Genomic DNA, 25,647 nt, shown 5'->3' with positions numbered 1-25,647 from the left:
GGTAAGGAGCCTACATTATGAGAAATAATTTATTTCTAATCGGTGCAATCAATCTCTGCCTTAGTGCCAGTGCTTATGCACTATCACCCGACGCGTTTACTCAACTTGAGTATCACGTCAATACAGGGGTAGGAAAAACCTTACCCTATGCTGCAGACAAACAAACAGATGCCTTCAAGAAAGCATTTAGCTTTATTAACTTGGATGATGATATTTCAGTAAAACTAGTCACTTATATCGATACAGCCGATCGTGCTTTTAAAGCCGATAACATTCAAATCCGTGTCAGAGAACATGTCACCAAACCGAGAAAAAGTAAAATAACGGTCAAACTCAGAGCGGCAAACCCTGAAGGTTTTGGCGAGGTGAGTGACTACAAAAAAGCTGAAATTGACTTTACTAACGACAAATCAGCCTACAGTGTCAGTTACGATGTGCCGTACTCGCCAGCAGATATTGATGTCAAAAGAGTCGATATCGAAAGCGTCTTCAATATTTTGAAGAAAGATGACACGGTTTGGGAAATCGTAGGCCCTATCTACGAAAATAATAAAGACAAACTGCAGCAAACCTTAGTGATGAGAACGCATGGCTGGGAAGGTAGTCTTAAAGACCCTCGCTACGAAAATTTAGAGATCGATTTTCAGTTGTGGACCCCTTACTACCGCAAGCCTCGCGTCACCTTTACCGAGTTCTCGTTTAAAGGCCACGCTAGCGATAAGAGTTACCTAGAAGAAGCTTATAACTTCCTCAACGAAGAAGTTAATAAAGTGAACATGCCGAGTGAAAACAACGGCTCTAAGACATCTGCCACCTTTAAGATGTCAAAAGGGTTTAATTAAACCCGACTAAGGCCAAGTGTTACTAAATTGCTCCCTTTAGTGATATTTGGCCTTCCCCTCAGCGTTACCTACACACCTATCCAATCGAATAAGGAGATGCCATGTTTGGCTTTTCTCGGCTCACTACGCTTCTTTCAAAGAGCGAATCTACAGAAACAAAGGTTTACCTCTTTTTTGAACAGGTCACCTTATCTCACCATAAGTCCATCCAGATGTGGAAAAACTACTTAACTTACGGTGCCAAGAGCGCTGAGTTTGAAAAAACATTGGCCGAACTTCAAAGTATTGAGCATCAAGCTGATCTATTAAAAAGAGAGATAGAGCATACGCTTTACCGAAAGACGCTTATCCCTGACTTACGCTCTGATGTGGCATCATTAATTGATCTCACCGACCGTTTAATCAACAAACAAGAAACCATAGGCTTACACCTAAAAATTGAGCAACCGCTTATTCCTAAAGAGATTGGAGATGAACTGCTTAGCTTACTTAACACTGTCAGCGACACCATAGATCACACACTCCTGTGTGCCAAAAGCTTCTTCACCGATTTACAGCGAGTGCAAGAGTACCATACCAAAGTTATCGCTTTTGAAAGCCAAGCCGACCTACTATGCACTCGCACCAAAGTGATGTTATTTGATACCGACCTACCACTAGTTAACAAAATTCAGCTGCGCTATTTTTGCGACCGTATCGACCAAGTCGCCAACCTCGCGGAAGACATTAGTGACCGGATAGCGATCTTCACCCTTAAACGCGTGCAGTAAGGAGTTTAAGTATGGATATTGCAATCTGGATTTTTCTTTCTAGCGGCCTGTTTCTCGGTTGGTCTCTCGGAGCCAATGACGCTGCCAACGTCTTCGGTACTGCCGTTGGCTCAAATATGGTTAAGTTCTCGACCGCTGCAATGATCTGCTCAGTAATGGTCATATTAGGTGCAGTGATCAGTGGTGCAGGGGCATCACATACCTTAGGTGCGCTTGGTAAAGTCTCTGCGTTAGGCGGCGCATTTACCGTTGCACTCGCTGCAGCAACCACGGTTTATTTCATGACGAAATCAGGCCTGCCAGTCTCTACTGGGCAAGCCATTGTTGGGGCCATCATTGGCTGGAACCTGTTTAGCGGCATGGAAACAGATCCTGAAGTGTTGTCAAAAATATTAAGTACCTGGGTATTGTGCCCAATACTTGCAGCAGTCACTGCGGTTATCCTGTTTAAGTGCGTCACCTCAGCGATTGCAAAACTTCGTCCGGGGCTGTTTCAACTCGACAAGTGGACCCGCATAGGCCTTATCTTGGCAGGGGCTTTTGGGTCCTACAGCCTAGGTGCTAATAACATCGCTAATGTCATGGGGGTGTTTGTACTCAGTACCCCCATAGATCCCATTAAGATATTCAACACTGAACTCACCGCAGCAATGCAGCTGTTTTTTATCGGTGCTGTCGCGATCAGCATAGGGGTATTTACTTACTCAAAAAAAGTGATGCTGACGGTGGGTGACAACCTCATCGCCATGACCCCCGTCACCGCTTGGGTGGTGGTGATGGCCCACTCTATCGTTTTGTTTATTTTCTCCTCTCAAACCTTATCAAATGCGTTCGTCAGTATCGGATTACCGCCCATCCCTCTGGTGCCTGTATCAAGCTCTCAAGCGGTTATTGGTGCCGTTGTCGGCATCGCATTACTCAAGCGATTGCCTATTCAATGGAAAGTCCTTTTTAGAATACTTATCGGCTGGGTGATCACACCGATAATGTCTGCGATTGCCTGTTTCATTGGGCTATTCATTATACAAAACCTGTTCAATCAGGTGGTCATTTAACACCTGAACTCACGGTATTGCTGCCACTGGATACGAGGACAATTATGAAGTTAACGCACAGATTTAATGCGCTATTGCTGCCGCTCGTGACGCTCGGGTTCATTGCTATCGCTTATATCACGATCAGCATGAGTCTCAGTGCAATGCAGCAGGCATCAACCAGTAGTATTCAGGGCAGTAATGCGCTGCTAAAAAACAATATCAGCGCATGGGTCAATGGCAATCTAAACACCATTAATGCCTTATCAAAAAGTCCATTTATACTTATGGCACTTGAGGACCCCGCTTTTCGGCCAAATGTATCGGCACACCTTAGGGAGATGGCTGAGCAATATGGCGCTAGAAATATTGCGTTACTTGATCAACAACAAATAGCCATTGCCGCCAGCAAACCTAGCCGTATCGGTAAAAGCTACGCCAGCATGCGTTACGTTATGCAGGCTAAGCATAGCCAACACGCTGTAATTTCTGAGCCAACTAAAAGTCGTGTCGATGGCAAACTGCTGGTGACTTTTGCAATAAAAGTCTCAGGCAAAGGCTTACTGTTTATGAGCCTGCCATTGGATAATTTTTATCAAGACTATGTGGATATTGGCGAGGTCAATCAACACAGCAATGCATTCGTGTTGTCGCAAACATGCCAACTGGTCGCTCACAGTAAATTAGCCAGCACAAACAATGAATCACTTAACTTTCAAGACTTATGCAGCAAGAAGAATCAAATTGTAGACTTTGACGAACAGAATCAAACCTATCAAGGCTGGGTCCAACAGGAACCCACCAGTGGTTGGCTAATCGTGAGTGCTATAAAAAAACAGGTGATCGAAGATAGCCAATCACAGCTAATCATCGTAAGTGCTGTCGTGTCTCTCATTGCCATTTTGATTGTGTCATTGCTGATCATTAAGCTGGTGACCTTGGTCACTCAAGGACTCAGTACCGTATCTACCGCCATTGATGATCTCGCCATTGGCGATATTGAACTTAGCCGCTTAAACCAAACTCAATGGCAATCCCTGCTAGATAGAAAAGATGAGCTGGGGCATATCGCACAGGCTGTATCACACTTAGTTGCAATACTACGCCAACAGGTGGTAAGCGCGGAAAAAATTGCTGCGGGCGATCTCTCAGGTCAAATCAAACTGGCCAGCGAAAAAGATGTACTCGGTCAGGCATTGTCCAAAATGTTGGCGAACCTTTCTAGGCTCATTCTCTCGGTAAAACAGTGCAGTGATGCCATCCAACACACCTCAAGTACCTTGAAACAAGATGGTACTCAACTGGAGAATGGTGCCAGCACCCAACTGAGCTATTTAGCCTCCATGAGCTCTGCACTGCATGAAATAGAGAGCCAAACCCAAATCACCGCGCACTCATCCGATGGTATGCACCGACAAAGTAGCGAAATATTAACTCAAGCGGCCGGCGGCTATCAGCAGATGCAATCGCTCACTGTTTCCTTAGACGGTATAAATCAATCAGGCAACGAAATCGCCAGCATCATGAAGGAGATCACCAACATCGCCGATCAAACTAATCTGATTGCGCTCAATGCCGCCATAGAGGCCGCACGAGCAGGAGAGTTTGGTCGAGGGTTTTCTGTGGTGGCCGATGAGGTTAGAAGCCTAGCAAACCGCACAGCCATCGCAGCCTCAAAGACCATAGGCCTTACTGATAACTCACTTCAAAAAATGTCCGAAGGCAATAAGATAGCGCGACAGACCGAGCAGGCGTTTAATCACATAGTGAATCAAATGGAGGAGTCTACGACCCAATTGGCATCGATAGCACTGGGCAGTAAAGAACAGGCCCAAGCCACCACGGAGCTAACTGACAACCTAGGCCAAATTGAGCAAGTCAGTCAGCATGTTGCCTCAATATCAGATAAGGTCGCCAAACAGTCGACACAATTGAGTGATTTAACCCAGCGCTTACACGCTGAATGTGCGCATTTCACCACTTAATAAATGGCAATATCATCACGCGGCTGACATAGCGGCTTGCGGTTGGTGTTGTTGTGACAACCAGTCGGCAAATGTTTGCTTGGAGGGGATTCGCTTGTCCGAATGCCCCATTAGCTGAGCCATCGCATAACTAAATTGATAATAGGTCTGCAGATCGTCGCATCGCCTAATGCCATCATCGCTGTTGATCATGGTGCCACGAATATAGTTTTTGAGTAGTTCATAACGGTCAAATCCCGCTCGCTCGCCAACTGACAAAATAATACCTTGATTCCATGCTTGATATTGCTCGAGCAAATCATTAAATCGATCACGATATACATCAGAAGCTTGCTGTAATAACTCTTGATTGGGCATCATTCGTTCTATCACAAAGCGCTTCTGAGCTAACACGTCATGCAGGCGTTGGCAGTGATGAAACAGATAGCATTCAAAGGGGTCTGTGTATTGCTGTTGATCACGTTCAGCGGCGACCAACCAATCTTGATATTGGGCACAAGCGACTGCGACGACCAAGTCAGCCTCTGTGGTGAAATGATTATAGATGGTTCCCTTAGAGATCTGACTCGCCGCCACAAGATGAGAGCGGCACAAATCGAAACTTTGATGCCCCCTAAGGCAACGCTGCGCCACCTCAACAAGATAATCCGTTCTCTGTTCCCAACTGCTCATACCGACCTCATCACATTTTTACAAACAAAAACATTGCAACTTCACAATCAAACGATAACAGGGTTTGTGACCCGTCGATATTGAGTAATACTGATACCACTATGAGCAAAGCCAATACCCTATGTTAAAAATCGAATTACTCGAAAGTTTTATCGCGGTTGCAGAGTGTGGCAATTTATCAAAAGCTGCTGACAAGATTTGTCGTACCCAATCAACGTTAAGCTTGCAGATTAAAAAACTGGAAGAGAGTGTCGGCCAGCCATTACTGCTGCGTGATAACAAAGGGGTGACACTTACAGAGTCAGGTGAAACACTGCTCAACTATGCCTACAAAATGATGCAGCTTAACTCGCAAGCACTGGATGATCTTAAAGACTGCCAAAATAGAGAGATCATTCGACTTGGTGTGCCAACCGATTATATTAAGCGTTACCTCAATAGCTGCTTACTGGAGTTCATTCGTGAATTTACCTGTATCGAGTTAGTCATCGACACCGATGTCAGCGGCAATCTGTATAAACGCTTACAGCAAGGGGAGTTTGATCTAATTGTTGCCACCCACTGGCAGCCACCGGCACACGGTGAACTGCTATTTGAGCGCAAATTTCATTGGGTCGCTGCAAAAATAGGTAACGCCCATAAACGCGATACCATTCCGATGGCACTTTACCCAGAGAATTGCCCGATTAGAGCGCAGGTATTTGCTAATCATCAGCTGACGATGCGGCCGATTAATGTATTGTTATCGACCCCGTCGCCACAAGCCTTGTGTATGGCAGTAGAAAACGACCTCGCGATTGCGCCCATTGCAGAGTTTCGCATTAACGACAATATGCAGATCTTAGATCCAATCGAGCATCATTTGCCAGTGCTCCCAGTGTTTAACGAGGCCTTGTACCTCAACCCTGATACCCAAACTGACGCAACCCAGCAGTTGATCACATTGATCAAAGCGAACGTCGAGCATCTCGCTGAAGCCAGCAACAACTAGTCTTGCCGTGAGAGATGAAAAAGTGCCGACAACCGGCACTTTTGTTCGCTAAGCTTCCAGTGGATATAGACAATACCCCGGATAAAAGCTCATCCAGCCAGCGCTATATTACGCATTATCAATAGTAAACTTATCCACCACAGCCACCAGTTTTTGATTCGACGCCGACAGCTTATGAGTCTCATCTCGACTCGCTGCGCCGCTGTCCTCTAGCACCACAACCATATCGCGTATTTCTGCCATATTGCGGCTCACCTCGGCCGACACCATGCTTTGCTCTTCGGCTGCAGTCGCTATTTGGGTGTTGAGATCACTCACCGTTTCTACAGATTTAATCACCTCATCTAAATTCTCGGTCACATTATTGGTCCAGTGACTGGTTTGCTCACAGGTTCCCTTGGTTTGCTTCATCGTGGCCACGGTATGCTCTATCCCCAGAAGCAACTTATCCAAGGTCTGCTCAATTTCAGCCGTACTGGTTTGAGTCCGTGCCGCCAAGGCCCTCACCTCATCTGCTACCACAGCAAAGCCTCGGCCTTGATCTCCTGCTCTAGCCGCTTCAATTGCAGCATTGAGGGCTAACAAATTGGTTTGATCGGCTATGTCTCCAATCACCTGCAGCACTTGGGTAATGGTTGTGGCGTCATCGGAGATGTTGGCAATACTTACTTCGGTCGCCTCAACATCATTGATCAACCGCCCAACAGTCTCACGGGTGTTGGCCACTATCTGTTTAGTATCATTAATTTGGCTGCTGGCTAAGGTCGCCACCTGAGAGCCTTGCGAGGTATTATTAGCCACATCGTTGGCTGTGGCGCTCATCTCCTCGACAGCGGCTACAATCTGCTCAGTCTCTTGCACATGTTTTGTCAGTACCTGACTGTTACCATCCATCTGATCTTGTAAGGCAATAATGCTTCGTCCTATGTCTTGGGAGTCGATGTAGAGCTCCTTAACGATGACCTCAAGGTTAGCAATAAACTGATTAACCCCTGAGGCAATATCGCCAAGATCATCATGGCTATTCACAGGCAACCTCATGGTCAGATCGGCCTGGCCTTGAGAGAGGCCTAAAATCACCTGCTTCAACTGTAAGATAGGGCGATAGAGCCAATTTAAGATAAGTAGTACAAGTAAAATACTGACCAACAACATGATGCCTGAGTTAACTAAGGCTGAATTTAGCGCCTCATCCACCTTGGCAAAGGCAATTTCTTGATCGATATTCAGCACAAGAAACCACTTCTTTTTGCCTTGTAATAGCGGGATCACATGACTAAAGATAAGCAGATCTTTACCAGCAAAGTGATAATCGCCCGAAAAAGTATCATGGGCCACTAACTGTTGCTCCATCTGGCTCCAACCTTGCTGGCTCATCAGTTTACCCGCCGCTAACTGTGGCATAGTTGACGCCAACACCTTGCCCGCTTCATCGACAATGGCGGCTGTCGCCCCAGGGAAGTTGACATCTTTGACGGTCTTGTTAAGAATTTCGAGGCCAATATCGCCAGATAACACCCCATCACCAACATCGGTTACGATAGAGATCACCGGGTTGCCCGTTACCATATCGACATAAATATCGGTCAATACTGCTTTGTTATTGTTTCTAGCCAGTTGATACCAGCCTCTAGGTCTTGGATCGTACTGTGCGGGGTCGGCAACACCGTTATGCCAAATATCATCATCCACTACGCTGGCATAAGAGCTACCATCTTCAAACCCCCAAAAAACAGAATACAAACGGCTATTATCTTTGACCAACTTAGCCACCATGGCATATTCACCATTCACTCGGTTTTGGCGGTATTGCCCTGCCAGTGCATCAATACTGTTGGCTTTACCCATGAACCAGTTCTGTATGCTTTCAGACTCAAAACTTGCAATCATTTCAAGATTGCCTCGCACCTGCTCGATCGTATTACTTTTTAGTGTTAAGTAAGAAAACAGGTTAGAAAAAGCGAGGCATAGGGAAACTAAAATAATCACCGATAGGGTAATTGTTTTTTTAAAGCCAATGGTATTCATTACAAATTTACTCTCGTCACTGAGGCACTTACCCACATTGGGTGACTTTACCCGTGGAATTGATTCCAAGCTGTGCCCCTACCGACTAATTGACTGTCATAATTTAAAATAATCAAATAAAAACAATCATTAAAAGTATAAATAAAAATGCCAACCCTAGGGTTGGCATTTTTATTACAGAGACGAAGTGCGTTTCATCGACTTAGAAGTAGTAGCCGAAGTTAATGTTAACTCGCTTGTCCCAGCTATCGCCCACTTCAGGTAAGCCCACATGGCCATTGTCGCGGGTCGAGGCATACATATTTTTACCTACAATGAAATCGATCATGGTATAAGTTGGACCAGCTGAAATGGCACAACCCGTCACGTTTTGGTAGCTAGTATCATAGCTGTCATCCGCCACATCTGGCGTCACCATACCAAAGTCATTGTAAACCTTAAGGCTGCCCCAATCCGTAGCAATATTCTTAGCAATATTAATGCTGTAGGCTTGAGCTTTAGCGGCGATTTCATATTGCCAATTATAGGCAGCTACCGCAATTTTGTTACTGTCGACAGCATCGGCGGCATCATATTCATACTGCATGGCCTGCAGTTGCAGATTCCAGCCCTTATAACTGCTGTCCATGTGAACTGCTACCGCGTAACGATCGCCATTATTACCGGTTTTACCGTTATAAATCTGACCATACTCAATAGAGCCACCAAACAGAGTTTTACCCCCTTCGTAGCTCACCTCATAAGTTTGACGTAAGTTAAGTTGATTGGTCTCTTCGTTGTTGTATTCCGTTCCGTTCACAACACCTGTATACAGATCAGTGGAGTAACGGTCGCTGCGGCTGGCACCATATTCGGCATTTTTATAAAATGCCATCTCTGTTCCCCACGCCCCATTTGAATAAACCCCTTTGACCCCGAGATCGTAATCATCTTCGAAACCTAGATAATAGGGTACGCCAAACCAAAAACTGTTAGAGATAAAGCCAGGATTCCCAAAAGGGACTTGGTTAACACCAAACTGGAGTTGCCATGACGGATTCAGTTCATAGAAGCCATAACCGTAGCGCAATGCCTGCCAACCATCAAAGAAACGGTATTCACTAGCTAAGCCCCAATCACCCAATTTGCCATTAAATTTAATGGCAGCCATATCAAAACTAAAGTCACCTAACTTATCTTTAGAGGCTTCACTGTAATCTTTATATGCGTAATTAACCCTAACGGTTCCCGATACATCAATGCCATCTTCTTTTTCTTGTGCTTGTACAGCTGAGCTAGAGAGTAATAAAGATGTCACAACAGACAAAACAGATAATTTAAATAATTTCATACCATCACCAAAATATAGTGGAATAAATAACGGCTAAATACAGCCATAAAGTCAATTTAATAAACTCAAGTAATCAATATCCGATTACCACTTAAGCTTGGTTAAATCACATTGAATAACTTCATCTTTATTTGCTGGAGTGCCTGGATTTTTAGCCGATTCACATAATAAGGTCGTACCATAGTCATTACGCTTATCGTTGGCGTTACTTCTTGCCCAAACCGAGACAATGGCTCGCTCTTCTGGTTTAGCTTCGCAACTGCCATCGACATCGAAGGCATGGATGGTGTTTTGGTGGAAATAGAGTAAAGCGTCCTGACTGGCGCTACCTGCCAACCACATGGTATGCCCATTAGGCTGTGCGGCATCAAACTGCACCCGTCTCATCTTGTCATCTTCTTTAACGGTATGAACCAGTGGTGAGTCTTCACGTACTGCAAAACTTTTAAACTGATTAGCGCAAGCTGGCACACGCATGTTGTAGTAGATCTCAGAGATCGCATGGTTATGATAGGGATAAAGCGTGTCGACAGATTGCACTGTCATCCCCACTTCTGCACCCACCTTTTCACCGTTAATCTCATCGATGCGCAGTAATCCCCAATGACCGAAGATCTCGGCATAGGCATAACCACCACGAATATTATTGAAGTTCTTATCATTACGCTTACTTTCTTCAGCATACATTGGGAACCACCCCGCCGCTGCCCATAGGTTTGGCAAAGCATTCGCGCTGATATCATAAGGAAACGCTGCAGGCATTTTCACTTCTTCGCCAGTCACCATCTTGGCAAAGTTTTTGGTAAAGGTTTTACCAATCTTTTTCACCTCTTTATTAGTGACTTTAGTTTTAAAAAACTCATCAAAAGTTGTGCGTTTGAAATGCTGTGCCACGGGTGAATTTTTGGTTAACTCACCGCCCGGGTTGTAGATCCAATTAACGTTCTCACGCGCACCAAAACACTGCTTTGCTTGCTCAGGGTTATTGATCACCTGATAGATATTTTTCACCATCAGTTTCATGTCGCGGCGATCCATGATGCACATCTTCTGGCCGCCCTGGGTTGAATCAAACAGCGCTTCATCAGAATTAAGACAGTGACTATTTTCACCATTGGTTAAGGCGATGGCATAAGCCTTTAGGTAGGTTAGCGTCTCGTCCCACAACATATCGACATACTTTTGATCAGCCGCTGAGTACGCAACGGGCTCACCTAAACAGGTAAACTGTGCATTATCAATATCAGCTTGATCTAAGAAGTCTGGTAGGTTAGCTGCCAGTGCACTATTTGCATAAAGCAATGATAGAGCTATTAAGGTTTTTTTCATTCATCTCACCACTATTTATGATTATTTATATGTTTATTAAAACAGGTACATAATAAACTTGGAATCAATTCCAAAAATATATGCAGTACATATTTGCAACAATTTAAATATAAAAAAATACAAATTCAGTTTAATTAAATTTAAATTATTTCGGACAAAAAAAGCCTCTAAGGAATATCCAGAGAGGCGTGATAAGCAATAATATTAACGTTAGATTGTCTTTGCAGGGATAATTAAACAGTCAATGTTACTTTAATGAGACAACCTAAAAGAAAACTCAAATAAGTTGTGGAAACCCATATCGAGGGAGCGAAGATGGGAGAGATGGCCCATTGGTTAATGGGCCTTACAGGTTATTTAACCCTGTACTACTCTTGATGCTTGTCAAACTTAAAAGTATGACAGTTACTGCATAATGGTTTCTTCGGTTTGTGCTCACCATGACACTCTTGGCATGGTAGATCTTTACCATAGTGCAGATTGTTATGTGGATTCTGCCACTTAGCCTCTTCACTACGTGCGGTTTGCTCGGCTAAATCGTCGACATCATGACACTGTAAACAGGCTTGATCTGACGGGAACTGCTTGATGCCATTGTCATGACATACCTTACAATCTTTACCGATCACATCTTTATGCCAAGCGCGTTGCTCAATCGCTTGAGCCGATAAACTCACTAAGCCACCTAAGACCAGCGCGAGTACAATATTAAATTTTTTCATTATTGATTCCTCTAATTAACTGGTCACGTTAGGCTTGCATGAGGCTGCGTGCAGCAGTCATACCCATAACCATACATTCTGGAATTGAGCAGCTACCTAAACGGCTGACACCATGAATACCGCCACACACTTCACCTGCCGCGTACAAGCCAGCGATCGACTGACCAGTGAAACTGTCTTTCACTTCAGCTTTAGTGTTGACCTGCACACCACCTTGGCAATAGTGCACTTTTGGCCATAGGCGAACCACGGTAAATGGGGCTTGGATATACTTGTCCTTCGCCTTAGTCATGTTTTTACCAAACTGCTTGTCGTCACCTGACTTAACGTAGCTGTTGTACTCTTCGATTTGCGCTTTAAGTGGCTTCAAAGGCACATCAAAATGTTTAGCTAACTCTTCGAGAGTGTCGAACTTCCAACCCACGTTATACTTAATCACTTTCTTAGTATTGGGATGCTTCTTAGAATCCTTATAGCTAGTGATCAAAATTGGCGGTAGTGCATTACCCTTTTCATCGCGACAAGCCAGTTCAGCATCGGCACGAGTCTTGCGGTCAGCAATTTCATTCATGAAACGTTTACCGGTTAAACGGTTAATCGCCATTGAATGAGGGAAGTTATAGATAGAGTAGTTAGACACATAACCAAAACCACCTTCGTCTGGCGATGCCCATGGACCTGACTGGATATGAGCAAGATGCACAGGGATTGCGCCTAAACGGAACATCTCGTACATCCCTTCACCTGTCGCACCTGGAGCGTTAGTACAACCAACTTCAGAGGTTAAGGTTGGATCTTGTGCCATACGCAGATCAACGTTTTGCGCAAAGCCACCTGTTGCCATGATCACACCGCGCTTGGCACGGATATTAAGTACTTCACCGGGCTGATCTTCACCAAAGTGGTAGTTCTGACGCATTTTAACGCCAACCACTTCGCCTTTCTTACCCACTAAGAAACCTTCAAACTTAGAGCGGTTATGGGTTTTAACACCAATGCGTTGGCACTCTTTGTAAAGAGGCTGAGTAATACCCGCGCCACAGCTCACAGTTGTTTGATACGTACGTGCAACAGAGTGACCACCAAGTTGCTGTAGGTAAGGGTGGAACTCTGCCCCCGCATCAATGGTCATCTGCAGTGCTTCAACCGCGTGCGAAGCTACGTGACGTAGCAATGCTTCATCGGCAATCCCACGGCCTGATTTTAATTGGTCACCGACCATGCGATCGACCGAATCTTGTACGCCCTCTTTTTTCTGCATCGGCGTACCCGGTGCAGCAAATAGACCACCGTTAATGGCCGAGTTACCACCAAAATAAGACATCTTTTCAAAAATATGGACATCTTTGGCGCCTTTGCGTGTTGCTTCTATCGCTGCCGCCAAACCCGCAAAGCCTGATCCAATAATCAGCACTTCAACTTCTTTGTCCCATGTTACACCGTCAGCTTTCTCTGAAACCGCCATCGCAGGCGCTGCCATTGCTACACCAGCAGCGGCACCCATACCTTTAATGAAATTACGGCGTCCTAGCAGATCTACATTGCTCATCTGTCATCACCCTTGTTGTTTTATTCGACAAGGCGATCATAAGACTGGAATGTATTCCAAAACGGGAGTTAATCATCAGTTGCATTAATACAAGTTGATAACATTCTTAAAACACCACTTAGCTTCAAATTTACTCAGAAATACTACTTTATGGGTATTTTGGAACAAGTTCCAAAAATGCGCTCGCACCACATTGAACCTAAAATTGAGAGCAAAAAATGGATGAGACTGTTAAATTAGATAAGGTATCTTTCCCAAATAATAGAACGTCATGGAACTCGAAGAGATCTACCGCCAAGATCTAAGCTTACTTATTGCGTTGCAGATATTAGTCGAAGAGCGCAGTGTGACCAAAGCTGCCAAGCGACTGCACTTAAGTCAATCGGCCACCAGCCGTATATTGAGCCGATTAAGAGCCATGCTCAATGATCCGCTATTTTCCCGTATCGGCCAACAGCTAGTGCCGACACAATACGCACTCGATTGCTATAAGCAACTGCAAGGGCCTACTGGCGACTTGCTGACCTTGCTCACCCCTAAAGCCTTTGTACCACTTGCGTGCGAGCAAAAATTTACCATTGCAGCCACCGATTTTGCTATTCAGGCCTTACTGCCGTTTATTTTGCCAACCCTGTATCAACAGGCTCCCAATATCCGCCTAGAGATCATCCCAGTACAACACCATGCGCTGCAGGCACAGTTGAGTCTTCAGGGCGCCGATATGGCGATTTGCCGAGCGATTGGGCAAACAGCACCGCTTGCACAAACCCCGCTGGGCCGAGTCGGCGTAAGTTGCTTGCTCTCTAGCCAACATCCTAAAGCAGCTGAAGCCTTATCCCTTGAAGATTACCTTCACTCTCCCCATGCCACCATCGCCATTAGCGATGGCGTAAAAGCTATCGTCGATGCCGCTATCGATCAGTTTCCACCGCGTAAAGAGCTTTTACGCACACCAAATTTAGACAGTGCACTGGCACTACTTAAGCTGGACTCATTGATCATAACGTTGCCCGAAGGGATGGCAGAACTGGCCGCCGCTCGACATAGACTGCATGTTAAACCGCTCCCCTTTGAGATCGCCCCGCTTCACTACAGTTTATTTTGGCACTCTCGTTGTGAGTTAGATAAAGCGCAGCGCTGGCTCAGAGAAACTATCGCCACCTCGATACAGTCACTACTCGGTGCGCCAGATACCTATTAATATTAATCATTGCGGGTGCAGGTCGTTACTGTCTGTGGCGTGCAATAGTGGAAGCCCAAGTAGTTAAGTGATTTCGCGGGAAGTTGCTGATTAACAAGATACTCATACATCATCTGAGCGCTGAGCCGCCCCATCTCAAAAGGTCGCTGCCCAATATTTACCGTCGACAGCCCAGCGGCTAACGCTTCAAGTTGTACGCTTTCGGTATCCGCAGAGATGATCACACTCGTCTGGCTCGCTATCTGCATCTTGTAAGGGGCTATGCGCTCTATGTAGTCGGGCGAGAATTGAGCAAACCCCGCCACAGCGATATAGATGGGCACCTGCTTTCTTAACAGCAACTCTAACTGACTGAGCGCCATTTTTCGTTTGCCTAGGTTATAAAAAGGGCAGCGAGAATATTCACTCCAGCCATTGTCACCCCTTAATCGACGATTATCGTCATGTCCCGACAACGCAAAACGTACGCCACGAATACGTTCATTCAAATTAGGAGTACTGGCATGCCCAGACTGGATACACACAGGGGTATCCCCCGTTTGTTTAAATTGCTTGGCATAGTTACCTAATGCCACACCAAATTCAAAATTATTGGTGCCCACATAGGCAAGACGATATGACTGATGCTCTGGTAAGAGATCAGAATCAAAGGTGATAACAGGAATATTTCGCGCTTTAGCCAGGCGCAATGCATTGTCGCTTAAAAACTGGGAATCCGTGGTCGAAATCATAATCCCATCCACTCCCTTATCAAGCATGGCTTTGGTGACACTCACTTGCTCACGGATATCTTGAAAGGCTTTTGGGCCATCGTAAAGGCATTGCACTTGGCTTTTACTGGCGGCAAAGGCTTGGCAGCCTTGAAATGACTGCTCATAAAAGCTGTCATTCTTAGTTTTACCAATCACACCAATCACGATTTTGGCGGCTGGTGTATCGGCTGTCGCCGCTAGCGGTAAACGACACAGCAATACCATGGTCAATACACCGCTGATCTGAAACCCCATCTTTACTGTTTATCCTGTTAAATAAGCGTTTATCTTCGATGTCACTTTCTCTCAAAATCTCGATAAACAAACAACGCATTAACACGATCATAACACCAATATTAGGGATTGCCATTTTACCCATTGGCATTTTACCCATTGGCATTGCGCCACTGTCAGAATAAAAAAAGTGGCATTGCACCACCGTCAGAATAAAAAAAAGTGGCATTAAGCCACTTTTTAATCATATAGAGATTACTCAGCACACTTGACAGCTCACTCAATTAAGTGCGTTTGCTACCAACACACAATGAGTCTATCGCTATGCTGATTGTTAAGACACTTTAACCAATACTCGCCCTGTCACTTTGCCCGCCACGATTTTCTGGGCAAGTTCAGGTACTGCATCAAGCTCAACAGTTTGGCAAGCTTGTTCATAAAAGCGCTCTGGCAATAACGCTATCGCTTGCGCCCACGCCTGCTGACGTTTAGCAAAAGGACACGACACCGAATCGACCCCTAATAGGTTCACGCCACGCAAAATAAATGGCATCACTGTAGTCGGTAACGCAAATCCCCCTGCCAAACCACAAATAGCCGCACTGCCGCCATAATTCATCTGAGCTAATGCTGTGGCCAGTACCTTATTACCCACGGTATCGACAACGCCAGCCCAACGCTGTTTTTCAAGCGGGCGACTATCTTGCTCAAGTTCGCTGCGATCTATCACATCAGTCGCACCAAGCTGTTTTAGCCACTCGCCATTTTCTTCAACACGTCCAGAGCTTGCTACCACACGATAGCCCAACTGTGACAGCAAGGTTACTGCCACCGAGCCAACACCACCGCTTGCGCCGGTCACTAACACTTCGCCCGCTTCAGGTGTCACACCAGCGCTTTGCAATGCTTGCACACATAACATGGCTGTTAACCCCGCCGTACCTATCATCATGGCTTTGGCCGCATCGCATTCTTGTGGCATAGGGACTAACCAATCGGCATTCACCCGTGCTTTTTGTGCCATACCACCCCAATGATTCTCGCCTACACCCCACCCGGTGAGAATAACCTGATCGCCAGCTTGATAACGAGGATCGGCAGATTCACTCACCACCCCCGCAAAGTCGATACCCGGCACCATAGGAAACTGGCGAATGATCTTGCCAAGGCCTGTCACCGCGAGGCCATCTTTATAATTTAAAGAGGAGTAGACCACGTCAACCAAGACATCGCCTTCCGGCAAGTCTGTTAGTGGCACCTGACGAACTTCAGCTTGGGTCTGTTTTTCAATTTGGGTTAACACGAGCGCCTTAAACATGGGGCCTCCAACAATGACGAAATAGAATAAAAGAGTAGAGCAAAAAATGTCATGAGTACACTGCACGTTTTGCATAACAAGCATGCGCACGACGCATTAGCTTTGCATAAAAACAGCCCTAGCACTTAAGCCTACTTGAGCCCCAACGCCTTTAATTTTCGGTACAGCGTGTTACGACTCATGCCTAAATATTTTGCACAACGGCTAACATTGCCGTCAAACCTGTGAAACGTTGCAACAATATTGGCGTTGATCATCAGGCTTAATTCACCTTCAGCCGTTGTGGCTGACACCTCAGGTTGCACTTGCTCCCCCAGCTGCGTTTGCAGTGCATCGGGCAGATGTTGCCATTGCAGCTGAACTTCATCCTCGGCCATTAAACAGGCTACCTGCATCAAGTTATCCAGCTCTCTGAGGTTTCCCGGCCACGCATAATCCAATAAACAGCGCAGTAACTGCGGACAGATGGTTTGGGGTGCGGTGCGATAGCGCCTATGTAGCTTATGAATTATCCGCTCTCTATCGGCTCGCTGACGTAACGCGGGTAACATGACTTGCAGCCCATTGAGTCGATAGTAGAGATCTTCACGAAACTCACCCGCTTTCACTAAGGCCTGCAAGTTTGCATGCGTAGCCGCAACCACTTGAATATCAACTTTATAGCTGCGATTAGAGCCAACAGGTACCACTTCTCTCTCCTGCAACACCCGCAGCAAACGACTCTGAGTCGCCATGGGCATCTCACCTATTTCATCCAGAAACAGAAATCCACCATCGGCTTGACGGATTTTGCCCTCGTAACCATTACGATGTGCGCCAGTAAACGCCCCCGCTTGGTAACCAAACAGTTCAGATTCCACTAGCTCAGCCGGTAATGCAGCACAATTAACGGCAACTAATGGTCCTTGGCTGCGACCACTTTGAGCATGCAGTTTTTTCACAAATTGCTCTTTACCGACACCGGTTTCACCGCATATGAGCAAGGGAATACAACGGCGAACCACTTTATTGGCCTGCTGCCACGCGCGCTCTAATATAGGGTCGCGAAAGCGCACGCCTATCTGTTGGCTGACGACCTGTGTGCGACGTTCAGGCACCAGAGATTGGGTCTTAAGATGAAAGCGCTGGTGCTGTAGCAGATGTTCGGTACGATTCCATTTCTCACCCAAATACTGGTGAAGATCATCGCCCACCTTGGCGTCATGCAGCAAGGTCTTAGCCATGGGATTACACCCCAATATTTTGCCATCCGCATTGGCAACGACAATGCCTTGCCATCCTGAAGTGATCAGCGACGGCTGCTCCGCCAGATCGATGCGATAATGACTCCCAGGAAGATGACACAGCAGCGCCGTCTCAACCTGCTGCACTAAGCTGGAGATCAAAAGTAAGGTTTGCTGGGTATGGCGTTGCTGCTCACTGGTAATATCGATAGCCCCAATCAGCTCCCCTTGTGGAGAAAAAATCGGGCTCGCCGTGCAACTCATAAATCTATGCTGACGAATAAAATGTTGATCGCCAATCACTGACACCGCTTGCTTAGCCAGCAATGCGGTACCAATCGCATTGGTACCCTTATGCTGCTCTTGCCAGTTGACGCCGATATCCAGCGCCACATTGGCAAGTTTGTCAGAGTATTGGCTCACCCCCCAATGACACAATACATAGCCTTCACTGTCTGACAAAATCAGCCGACTTTTACTGTGGGCCATCAACTGATTAAACAGCGGTAGCGCATGCTGTTTCACCAACTCGATAAGCTGCTTGTGTTGAAAGTGTTTAACCGCTAACGCGTCGCGGTCGAGACGCAGTTCATCGGGGCTGGAGGTCTGCTGTAGTCCAGCACCTTGGCTGCGGGACCACGAATCTGTTAACCACGCTTGAGAGTGGGGTGTAATTGTCATACCTGTGTTCCATTTTGGCACACTCATTGTGTGCACTTATGTCACAGTGCGACCCTTCAACCAGTGCTACATCATCCTGGACTACGCACATTAGGACATCAAAAATCAGTTTTTCATCATACTGTTACAAGCTAACCAGCACAACTCCTGCCAGTTTGGCGCGTACCTTGCGATAGCAACAAGGCTAAAGCCAATAGTGTCACACTAGGATGAACACTCGCTTTAGTCACTGAAAAACCTGATTTATCACAATGACGATCGTCTCTTAATGACGGCACTCAACAAGACAACGTTAGCGAAAAGGAAAGCCAAATGATCTATACAAAACCTGGCAGCACAGATGCAAAAGTGAGTTTTAAACACCAATATGACAACTATATTGGTGGCGAGTGGGTCGCCCCAGTTGGTGGTGAGTATTTCTCTAATAGCTCACCGGTCGATGGCCAAGTCTTTTGCCAAGTCGCACGTTCCGATGCGCGAGATATTGACCTTGCACTCGATGCCGCCCATGCAGCCAAAGTAGCTTGGGGCAAAACATCTGTGATGGACCGCGCCAACCTATTGTTAAAAATCGCCGATCGTGTCGAACAGAATCTTGAGTATCTCGCTGTGGCCGAAACCTGGGAAAATGGTAAAGCGGTGCGTGAAACCCTGAATGCCGACCTCCCTCTGTTTGTCGACCATTTCCGCTACTTTGCTGGGTGTATCCGTGCTCAAGAGGGTAGCGCTGCCGATCTTGACGGCAACACTGTGAGCTATCATTTCCCCGAACCCCTTGGGGTCGTCGGCCAAATCATCCCGTGGAACTTTCCGCTACTCATGGCGGCATGGAAAATTGCCCCAGCATTGGCTGCGGGGAACTGTGTGGTACTTAAACCTGCCGAACAGACACCTGTGTCGATTCTGGTGATGATTGAGCTGATTGAAGATCTGTTACCAGCGGGTATCCTTAACATAGTTAACGGCTTCGGAACCGAAGCTGGACAGGCATTAGCAGTAAGTAAGCGTATCGCAAAGCTTGCCTTTACTGGCTCCACTCAAATTGGCCACCACATCTTAAAGTGCGCCGCAGAATCTCTCATTCCTTCGACCGTAGAGCTTGGGGGTAAGTCACCCAACATCTATTTTGCCGACGTCATGGACCATGAAGATGAGTACCTAGATAAAGCCGTTGAAGGGATGCTACTGGCGTTCTTCAACCAAGGTGAAGTCTGTACCTGTCCATCACGGGTGCTGATCGATGAGTCTATCTACGACAAGTTTATCGAACGAGTGATTGCCCGCGCGAAAACCATTAAACAGGGTGACCCACTCGACACAGATACCCAAGTTGGCGCCCAAGCCTCTAAAGAGCAGTTCGATAAGATTCTGAGCTATCTAGAGATTGGTCGTAACGAAGGGGCAAAAGTGCTTCTTGGTGGCAACATGCGCCAGCTCAATGGCGATCAGCAAAGTGGCTTCTATATTGAGCCCACCATTTTCAAAGGCACCAACGATATGCGAATCTTCCAAGAGGAGATATTTGGCCCTGTTATCTCGGTCACCACCTTTAAAGATGAAGCCGAAGCCCTAGCGATTGCCAACGACACCGAATATGGCTTAGGAGCAGGCCTTTGGACCCGTGATATGAACCGTGCTCAACGCATGGGGCGAGGCATAGAAGCCGGGCGCGTATGGATAAACTGCTATCACGCTTACCCAGCTCACGCCGCCTTTGGCGGATATAAAAAGTCAGGTATTGGGCGTGAAACCCACAAAATGATGCTCGACCATTACCAAAATACTAAGAACTTGCTCGTCAGCTACGATGTCAATCCGCTAGGCTTCTTCTAAGCCAGCCATCGCCCTCTTCATCATAAAGGGGGCGATCTCTTATCTAGATCGCACGACGCCATCAAACTAAGATCTACCCCCTCGGATTTCCAAACTGGAAACGCGCCATTAGCGGTTTTTCACTTTTCGCTCATCCACTAACCACGTAAATTTATATCCATAACATTATTGTGGATACCATCATGACCGTTCTCGATAAACTGGCCAGCATTGTTAGCGACCCGCATCTTTCTGCTAAACAGAAATCCGCCTATTTGGCCTTAGAGGCTGAAGCAAGTCTTCCCTATGTCGAAGTGTCTGAAACGCTGCAAGCCGCTATGCAGGCAGGTATTATTTGTGACATGTTTGAGGGTCATGCGCCCTTTAAGCCACGTTATGTACTGCCAGATTATGCAAAGTTCTTACGCCAAGGCTCACGCCACTTAGAGCTGGCCGCCGCGACAGATTTAGATGAAGCAATTAATTCGCTCATCATCCTCTATCATCATGTTCCGTCAGTCACCAACATGCCTGTATATCTGGGTCAACTCGATGAACTCTTAATGCCCTACGTTGAGGGGATTGACGAACAAACCTTATACCGCAAGCTTAAAAACTTATGGATCATGCTAGATCGCACCCTGCCTGACGCCTTTGTGCACGTCAATATCGGTCCAAGGGATAATATCGTTTGTCGCACCCTACTTAAGATCGATGCAGAGCTTAAACAGGTCGTGCCTAATTTGACCTTTATGTATGATCCGGATACCACGCCCGACGATCTACTATTGATGGCGGCCAGCAATATTTGTGAATGTAATAAACCTCATATTGCTAACTACCCCATGCACGCCAGCGCCTTTGACGCAAAAGGATTTGGTATTGTCAGTTGTTATAACGCGCTACCACTGGCTGGCGGCGCCAATACCTTGGTCAGGATTAATCTAAAACAGGTGGCCAATCAGGCAAGTAGTATCGATGCTTTCTTTGAGCAGTGTTTGCCTACCTACTGCGCGCTCGCCTATGAGTTGATTGAAGCCCGCGCTAAATTCCTCCATCAAGAGTCACACTTTTTCGACAGTTTCTTGGTGAAAGAGGGCTTAATTGAGCCATCGCGTTTCGCACCGATGTTTGGCATTTACGGCATGGCAGAGGCGGTGGATATCCTGCTAGGAAATCCCACAATATCTGAGCAGATGAGCGACAAACCAAGCAAACATTACGGCCACCATGACAGCGCCAATCAGTTGGGCTACCGCATATCAAAAGCCTTAGATGCCATTGTTAAATCAACACCTGTCACCTACGGTTACTACGGCCGCGCACTGCTGCATTCTCAAAGCGGCATCAGCTTAGATGTTGATGTCACCCCCGGCGTGCGTATTCCTTATGGTACAGAGCCTAACCCTGTGGCACATATTCAAGCCCTTGCGCCCCACCATCAATACTACACCTCAGGGATCAGCGATATTCTCACTATTGATGCCACCGTTAAGCAAAATCCTGAGGCGATGTACCAACTATGCAAAGGCGCATTCAACTTAGGCTTTCGCGAGTTCAGTGCCAATGTCGCCTCTAATGACTTAATTCGTGTTACAGGTTACATGATAAAACTGTCAGATATCGCCACCTTTAAGCAGCAGGGTTCACGCACTAACACCACTGGGTTAGGCGCAGAAGCGGCTAAAAATACCGGAATACTCAAGCGACAGCCTCGCGTTGCCGCCCATGAGTTAACCCCCTGCTACGGTGAATCAAACCACTGTGAATGACACCAAGGTCAACCGAGTATCGGCAAGTCCAATGGCCAATGTCAGCCAAATCTTGCCCTTCTCCTGTGTCGACGGGCCAGGCAGTCGGTTGGTGATCTTTTTGCAGGGGTGCAATTACAGCTGTAAAAACTGTCACAACCCCCACACCATCACCCCTTGCGATCATTGTGGCGACTGCATCAGCGCCTGCCCACAGGCGGCGCTCGCCTTAGATAGCTGCGGCGTAAAACCACGTATTGTTTGGCATAGTGAAAGATGCAGCCATTGCGATCAGTGTTTGTCAGCTTGCACTAAACAATCTAACCCTAAAACCGGGCAGTACAGTGTCGAGCAGCTACTGACACAGATCCGTATTAACCTACCCTTTATCAATGGCATCACGGTTAGCGGCGGTGAAGCTAGCCTACAGTTGCCATTGGTTATCGCGCTCTTTAAGGCGATTAAAGCCTGCCCACAACTTAGCCACCTCAGCTGTATGCTCGACACCAACGGCAGCCTAAGTCTAACTGGCTGGCATAAGCTACTGCCCTATCTCGACGGCGCCATGGTGGACTTAAAAGCCTGGCAGCAAGAGACCCACAACTACATTACTGGCCGCGATAACCACAGGGTTTTTCAGTCAATCACGTTACTAGCCCAACATGAAAAGTTATATGAAGTGCGCCTGTTACATATCCCCGGCATTAGCGATTTCGACCGAGAGGTCGATGCCCTATCTCACTACCTAGGCAAGCTACCCAAAACAGTACGCATTAAACTCAATGCCTTTCATCATCACGGCGTTACCGGTGAAGCGGCACATTGGCCAAGTTGCCACGAAACCGATATCCAGCAGCTAGCCGAGCAACTGTCACAGCGAGGAGTGAAGAATCTGGTTCTGCCCAGTGTGTATTTGTAAGGTGATTGAGCTTCTGACCAGCTCAGAGGGAATTTAATGGTTTGCAACCATGACATGACTTCATTGTGTTGAATTGCTTGCAGCAGTTGCAGCGCAGGGATGCGTCAATGTCGTGATCACAGGACATGAATGAACGACCCATTCGTGCAGGTACTTCTTAGGCGCGGTAAGTGAAGCCTAGCTTCGTGCTTACGAACGAGAGGCCGGGATTGCCGAACCGGCTTTTAGATAATAGGGATATCGTTGTAAACCCTCCATGGGTGCTCTGCGATTTCATCCCTGAAATCGAAGGCCTCAGCCGCACCTACACCGAATTCTTAATCTCTTCGATTTGACCTTAAGGTTGGAACTCGGACAATCAAAAGCTAAATTGTTTTGGACAAAAGTGTTCTGGCCTTGGAATGAAGGGGCTGGCATTTTTGTGGTTTAACATTTGGCTGAATTAGTGTTGGTAGAGTGTCTTTGAAATTTGTATCTTCATTGTAACTAATCGCCTGTCCGGCGAGGAGTGTGCAGATACAGCTGCTACACGCCGTGAATCCATCCGTGGAGACTCGACGATGGCATCCCTGCCATCAACGTCCGCAGCCGCATCTGCACTGGGTCATTTTGTCTCTTCGATTTAGCTTTATTTTGTATCCACAGGTCTGTCAATTGTGAATCATTTTTGGACAAAAGCTTCTTAGGGTTAATGTTAAAAATGCTCTAGTTCACATCACGATAAGTATGGCTAAAATAGGAAAGGCTAGCTAAGATTAGCCTTCAAATAAATGGCCAATTTAACTAAGCTACTACACATTAACGTTTATTGAAATCAGCAACAATAAAGCTCAATCAAAGGCTTAGTCATCAATCACCTTCCTTATTAAATTAATCAAGATGGATTACGTCATTCCGCTTAACTTATGACCAATACCACTGCAAGTTCTTCCTCAGAAAAACTCCAATTAAAGTTATGAACATAAAAACAGTAATCAAACCATAATTGGCTAATAAAAAATTCAATGCGATACAACTAAATAGGAATACAAGCTTATATTGATAACTCCACTTACTATTATCACCAGACAGCACGAACCACACCAATGTGAATACTGTTAAAATCAGCACCATAAGAGAAACACTGTCAGCTTCGCCCCTTTCAACCTCATCTAAATACTCTCTCTTTAAGTACTCACTCCTTTTTTCTTGAAGCTCTATTACCTTCTTCATATCCTCTACACTTATATATTCAACTTCTCCCCTCTTTCGCGTGAATGAAGATGTTATAGTCCCTCCTTGGGCATACTTTAAACTAGATTCCTTACCACTATGAATAATTCCAAAATCATTTATCTGCTTACTTATATACCCACTAAAAAACAACAGAAGTATATATAGAAAAACCAAAACAATTGAAGATAAAAAAACCCACTTATTTGAATTTAATTGTCGTAACTTGGACACGTCACACCTCCAATACAATACATAGTCTCAGAATACTTATTTATTGGCATAAAAGATAATACGCCACCCATAGTTAATCAATAACATAACACCATTATTTCCAGATTACTTCTATGCTGCCCATGATAGGCATCATAAATGAGAAAACGCATTGAGATGGTTTCGAGCGGAGCGTCAGATAGGTTGGATTTGATAGAAAAAAGACCAAAAGATAATAAGCCACCCATAGTTAATCAATAACATAACACCATTATTTCCAGATTACTTCTATGCTGCCCATGATAGGCATCATAAATGAGAAAACGCATTGAGATGGTTTCGAGCGGAGCGTCAGATAGGTTGGATTTGATAGAAAAAAGACAAAAAGGCAGAGTTTAAGGCATCACCAATTGACCTGAATGACAGGCCTAATGCAAAAGAAAAAGAAATAAGCCACCCATAGTTAATCAATAACATAGCACCATTATTTGCAGATTACTCCTATGCTATCCCCTGATAGGTATCATAAATGATAAAACTCATCGAGATGGCAGATAAAGAAGCATCAAATAGGCTTAAACAGATGAAAAGATGACAGAAAGACGGAGTTTAAGGCATCACAAATTGACCTGAATAACAGGCCTAGTACAAAAGTGGGAAGCGGCTAAAGGCTAGCTGAACTGAAGGTGTAGGCAACTGTTTGCAAAGTGCCTTCGTCGTTTTTCTAAGTGGGTGTAATAGTCATCAAGCTCTTGTATTGAGCCGACAGGACCTCGGAAGAGTTTGCCAAAATCAGTCGTTAATTTGAGCCAGGTTTCTGCTGGAACATTAATTCGTTGCAAGATATTCTCTGCACTTTTTGAGATAGTACCTCGTTTATCTTCTCGGATAACCCGTCCAGTTTCATCCACCAACTCAAGGTAATCTTTAAAGCTGAACGCTATGCCTTTTGGTTGTTGTGCTCGCTCATTACCAATAAACGCCAACAGAGGCTTAGGCTGCTCACCTTTGATTACCGCTTTTATCCGTTGTTGGATACTGGTGTAGTCACTATGCTCTGGGGTACTGGCCTTCTTGGC

General features: G+C 45.9%; 19 protein-coding genes and 1 pseudogene. 9 read left to right on the top strand and 11 right to left on the bottom strand.

Annotation, left to right across the window (positions count from 1 at the left end):
• The first annotated feature begins 17 nt into the window (after positions 1-17).
• From BEL05_RS10710 to BEL05_RS10695, 4 genes are all read left to right on the top strand, one after another.
• On the top strand, positions 18-842 hold the full coding sequence (locus BEL05_RS10710; protein WP_028762928.1) for a hypothetical protein: 825 nt from the start codon (positions 18-20) through the stop codon (positions 840-842).
• 101 nt (positions 843-943) lie between these two features.
• Complete coding sequence (locus BEL05_RS10705) at positions 944-1,612, top strand: DUF47 domain-containing protein (RefSeq protein WP_028762927.1); 669 nt, start codon at positions 944-946, stop codon at positions 1,610-1,612.
• Between the two features lie 11 nt (positions 1,613-1,623).
• On the top strand, positions 1,624-2,667 hold the full coding sequence (locus BEL05_RS10700; protein ID WP_069671157.1) for an inorganic phosphate transporter: 1,044 nt from the start codon (positions 1,624-1,626) through the stop codon (positions 2,665-2,667).
• Positions 2,668-2,711: 44 nt separating this feature from the next.
• Positions 2,712-4,631: a methyl-accepting chemotaxis protein gene (locus BEL05_RS10695; protein WP_069671156.1), complete on the top strand. Its 1,920-nt coding sequence runs from the start codon at positions 2,712-2,714 to the stop codon at positions 4,629-4,631.
• Between the two features lie 15 nt (positions 4,632-4,646).
• Here BEL05_RS10695 and BEL05_RS10690 read toward each other — a convergent pair whose 3' ends face one another.
• A complete protein-coding gene (locus BEL05_RS10690; protein ID WP_069671155.1) occupies positions 4,647-5,303 on the bottom strand; it encodes a TetR/AcrR family transcriptional regulator in 657 nt (218 codons plus the stop codon).
• Positions 5,304-5,424: 121 nt separating this feature from the next.
• Between BEL05_RS10690 and BEL05_RS10685 the strand changes: the two genes are divergently transcribed.
• On the top strand, positions 5,425-6,294 hold the full coding sequence (locus BEL05_RS10685) for a LysR family transcriptional regulator (RefSeq protein WP_028762923.1): 870 nt from the start codon (positions 5,425-5,427) through the stop codon (positions 6,292-6,294).
• A gap of 108 nt (positions 6,295-6,402) precedes the next feature.
• On the opposite strand, the gene BEL05_RS10680 is transcribed toward BEL05_RS10685, so the two are convergent.
• The 5 genes from BEL05_RS10680 to ardA form a co-directional block, all read right to left on the bottom strand.
• A complete protein-coding gene (locus BEL05_RS10680) occupies positions 6,403-8,391 on the bottom strand; it encodes a methyl-accepting chemotaxis protein (RefSeq protein WP_245686977.1) in 1,989 nt (662 codons plus the stop codon).
• A gap of 133 nt (positions 8,392-8,524) precedes the next feature.
• Positions 8,525-9,652, bottom strand: a complete 1,128-nt coding sequence (locus BEL05_RS10675) for a hypothetical protein (RefSeq protein WP_069671153.1) — start codon at positions 9,650-9,652, stop codon at positions 8,525-8,527.
• A gap of 84 nt (positions 9,653-9,736) precedes the next feature.
• Entirely contained in the window at positions 9,737-10,981 is a 1,245-nt protein-coding gene (gene dddY, locus BEL05_RS10670) for a dimethylsulfoniopropionate lyase DddY (protein ID WP_069671152.1), read from the bottom strand.
• 368 nt (positions 10,982-11,349) lie between these two features.
• A complete protein-coding gene (gene ardB, locus BEL05_RS10665) occupies positions 11,350-11,703 on the bottom strand; it encodes an acrylate reductase cytochrome subunit ArdB (RefSeq protein WP_069671151.1) in 354 nt (117 codons plus the stop codon).
• A gap of 28 nt (positions 11,704-11,731) precedes the next feature.
• Complete coding sequence (ardA, locus tag BEL05_RS10660) at positions 11,732-13,252, bottom strand: acrylate reductase flavoprotein subunit ArdA (RefSeq protein WP_069671150.1); 1,521 nt, start codon at positions 13,250-13,252, stop codon at positions 11,732-11,734.
• A 271-nt stretch (positions 13,253-13,523) separates the two neighbouring features.
• Here ardA and BEL05_RS10655 point away from each other — a divergent pair, with 271 nt between their 5' ends.
• On the top strand, positions 13,524-14,453 hold the full coding sequence (locus tag BEL05_RS10655) for a LysR family transcriptional regulator (RefSeq protein WP_069671149.1): 930 nt from the start codon (positions 13,524-13,526) through the stop codon (positions 14,451-14,453).
• Positions 14,454-14,455: 2 nt separating this feature from the next.
• On the opposite strand, the gene BEL05_RS10650 is transcribed toward BEL05_RS10655, so the two are convergent.
• The 3 genes from BEL05_RS10650 to BEL05_RS10640 all read right to left on the bottom strand — a co-directional run bounded on the left by BEL05_RS10650 (position 14,456) and on the right by BEL05_RS10640 (position 18,661).
• Complete coding sequence (locus tag BEL05_RS10650; protein WP_069671148.1) at positions 14,456-15,460, bottom strand: substrate-binding domain-containing protein; 1,005 nt, start codon at positions 15,458-15,460, stop codon at positions 14,456-14,458.
• 313 nt (positions 15,461-15,773) lie between these two features.
• On the bottom strand, positions 15,774-16,757 hold the full coding sequence (acuI, locus tag BEL05_RS10645; protein ID WP_028762915.1) for an acrylyl-CoA reductase (NADPH): 984 nt from the start codon (positions 16,755-16,757) through the stop codon (positions 15,774-15,776).
• 131 nt (positions 16,758-16,888) lie between these two features.
• On the bottom strand, positions 16,889-18,661 hold the full coding sequence (locus tag BEL05_RS10640; protein WP_069671147.1) for a sigma-54-dependent Fis family transcriptional regulator: 1,773 nt from the start codon (positions 18,659-18,661) through the stop codon (positions 16,889-16,891).
• Positions 18,662-18,973: 312 nt separating this feature from the next.
• On the opposite strand from BEL05_RS10640, the gene exaC reads away from it, so the two are divergent.
• The 3 genes from exaC (at position 18,974) to BEL05_RS10625 (ending at position 23,143) form a co-directional block, all read left to right on the top strand.
• Complete coding sequence (gene exaC, locus BEL05_RS10635; RefSeq protein WP_069671146.1) at positions 18,974-20,494, top strand: acetaldehyde dehydrogenase ExaC; 1,521 nt, start codon at positions 18,974-18,976, stop codon at positions 20,492-20,494.
• Positions 20,495-20,676: 182 nt separating this feature from the next.
• Positions 20,677-22,245, top strand: coding sequence for a YjjI family glycine radical enzyme (locus tag BEL05_RS10630; protein ID WP_069671145.1), 1,569 nt, complete (start codon positions 20,677-20,679; stop codon positions 22,243-22,245).
• A 31-nt stretch (positions 22,246-22,276) separates the two neighbouring features.
• Complete coding sequence (locus BEL05_RS10625; RefSeq protein WP_069671144.1) at positions 22,277-23,143, top strand: YjjW family glycine radical enzyme activase; 867 nt, start codon at positions 22,277-22,279, stop codon at positions 23,141-23,143.
• A 903-nt stretch (positions 23,144-24,046) separates the two neighbouring features.
• Here the strand turns inward: BEL05_RS10625 and BEL05_RS10620 are convergent.
• Together BEL05_RS10620 and BEL05_RS10615 are read right to left on the bottom strand one after the other, a co-directional pair.
• On the bottom strand, positions 24,047-24,589 hold the full coding sequence (locus BEL05_RS10620) for a hypothetical protein (RefSeq protein ID WP_069671143.1): 543 nt from the start codon (positions 24,587-24,589) through the stop codon (positions 24,047-24,049).
• 650 nt (positions 24,590-25,239) lie between these two features.
• Positions 25,240-25,647: pseudogene (locus BEL05_RS10615) on the bottom strand (transposase); the annotation flags it as partial.

Source organism: Shewanella colwelliana, from assembly GCF_001735525.1.
GTDB classification, from domain to species: domain Bacteria; phylum Pseudomonadota; class Gammaproteobacteria; order Enterobacterales; family Shewanellaceae; genus Shewanella; species Shewanella colwelliana.
Note: the sequence above shows the minus strand (reverse complement) of the source record. Positions and strands in the feature narration are given on the sequence as shown.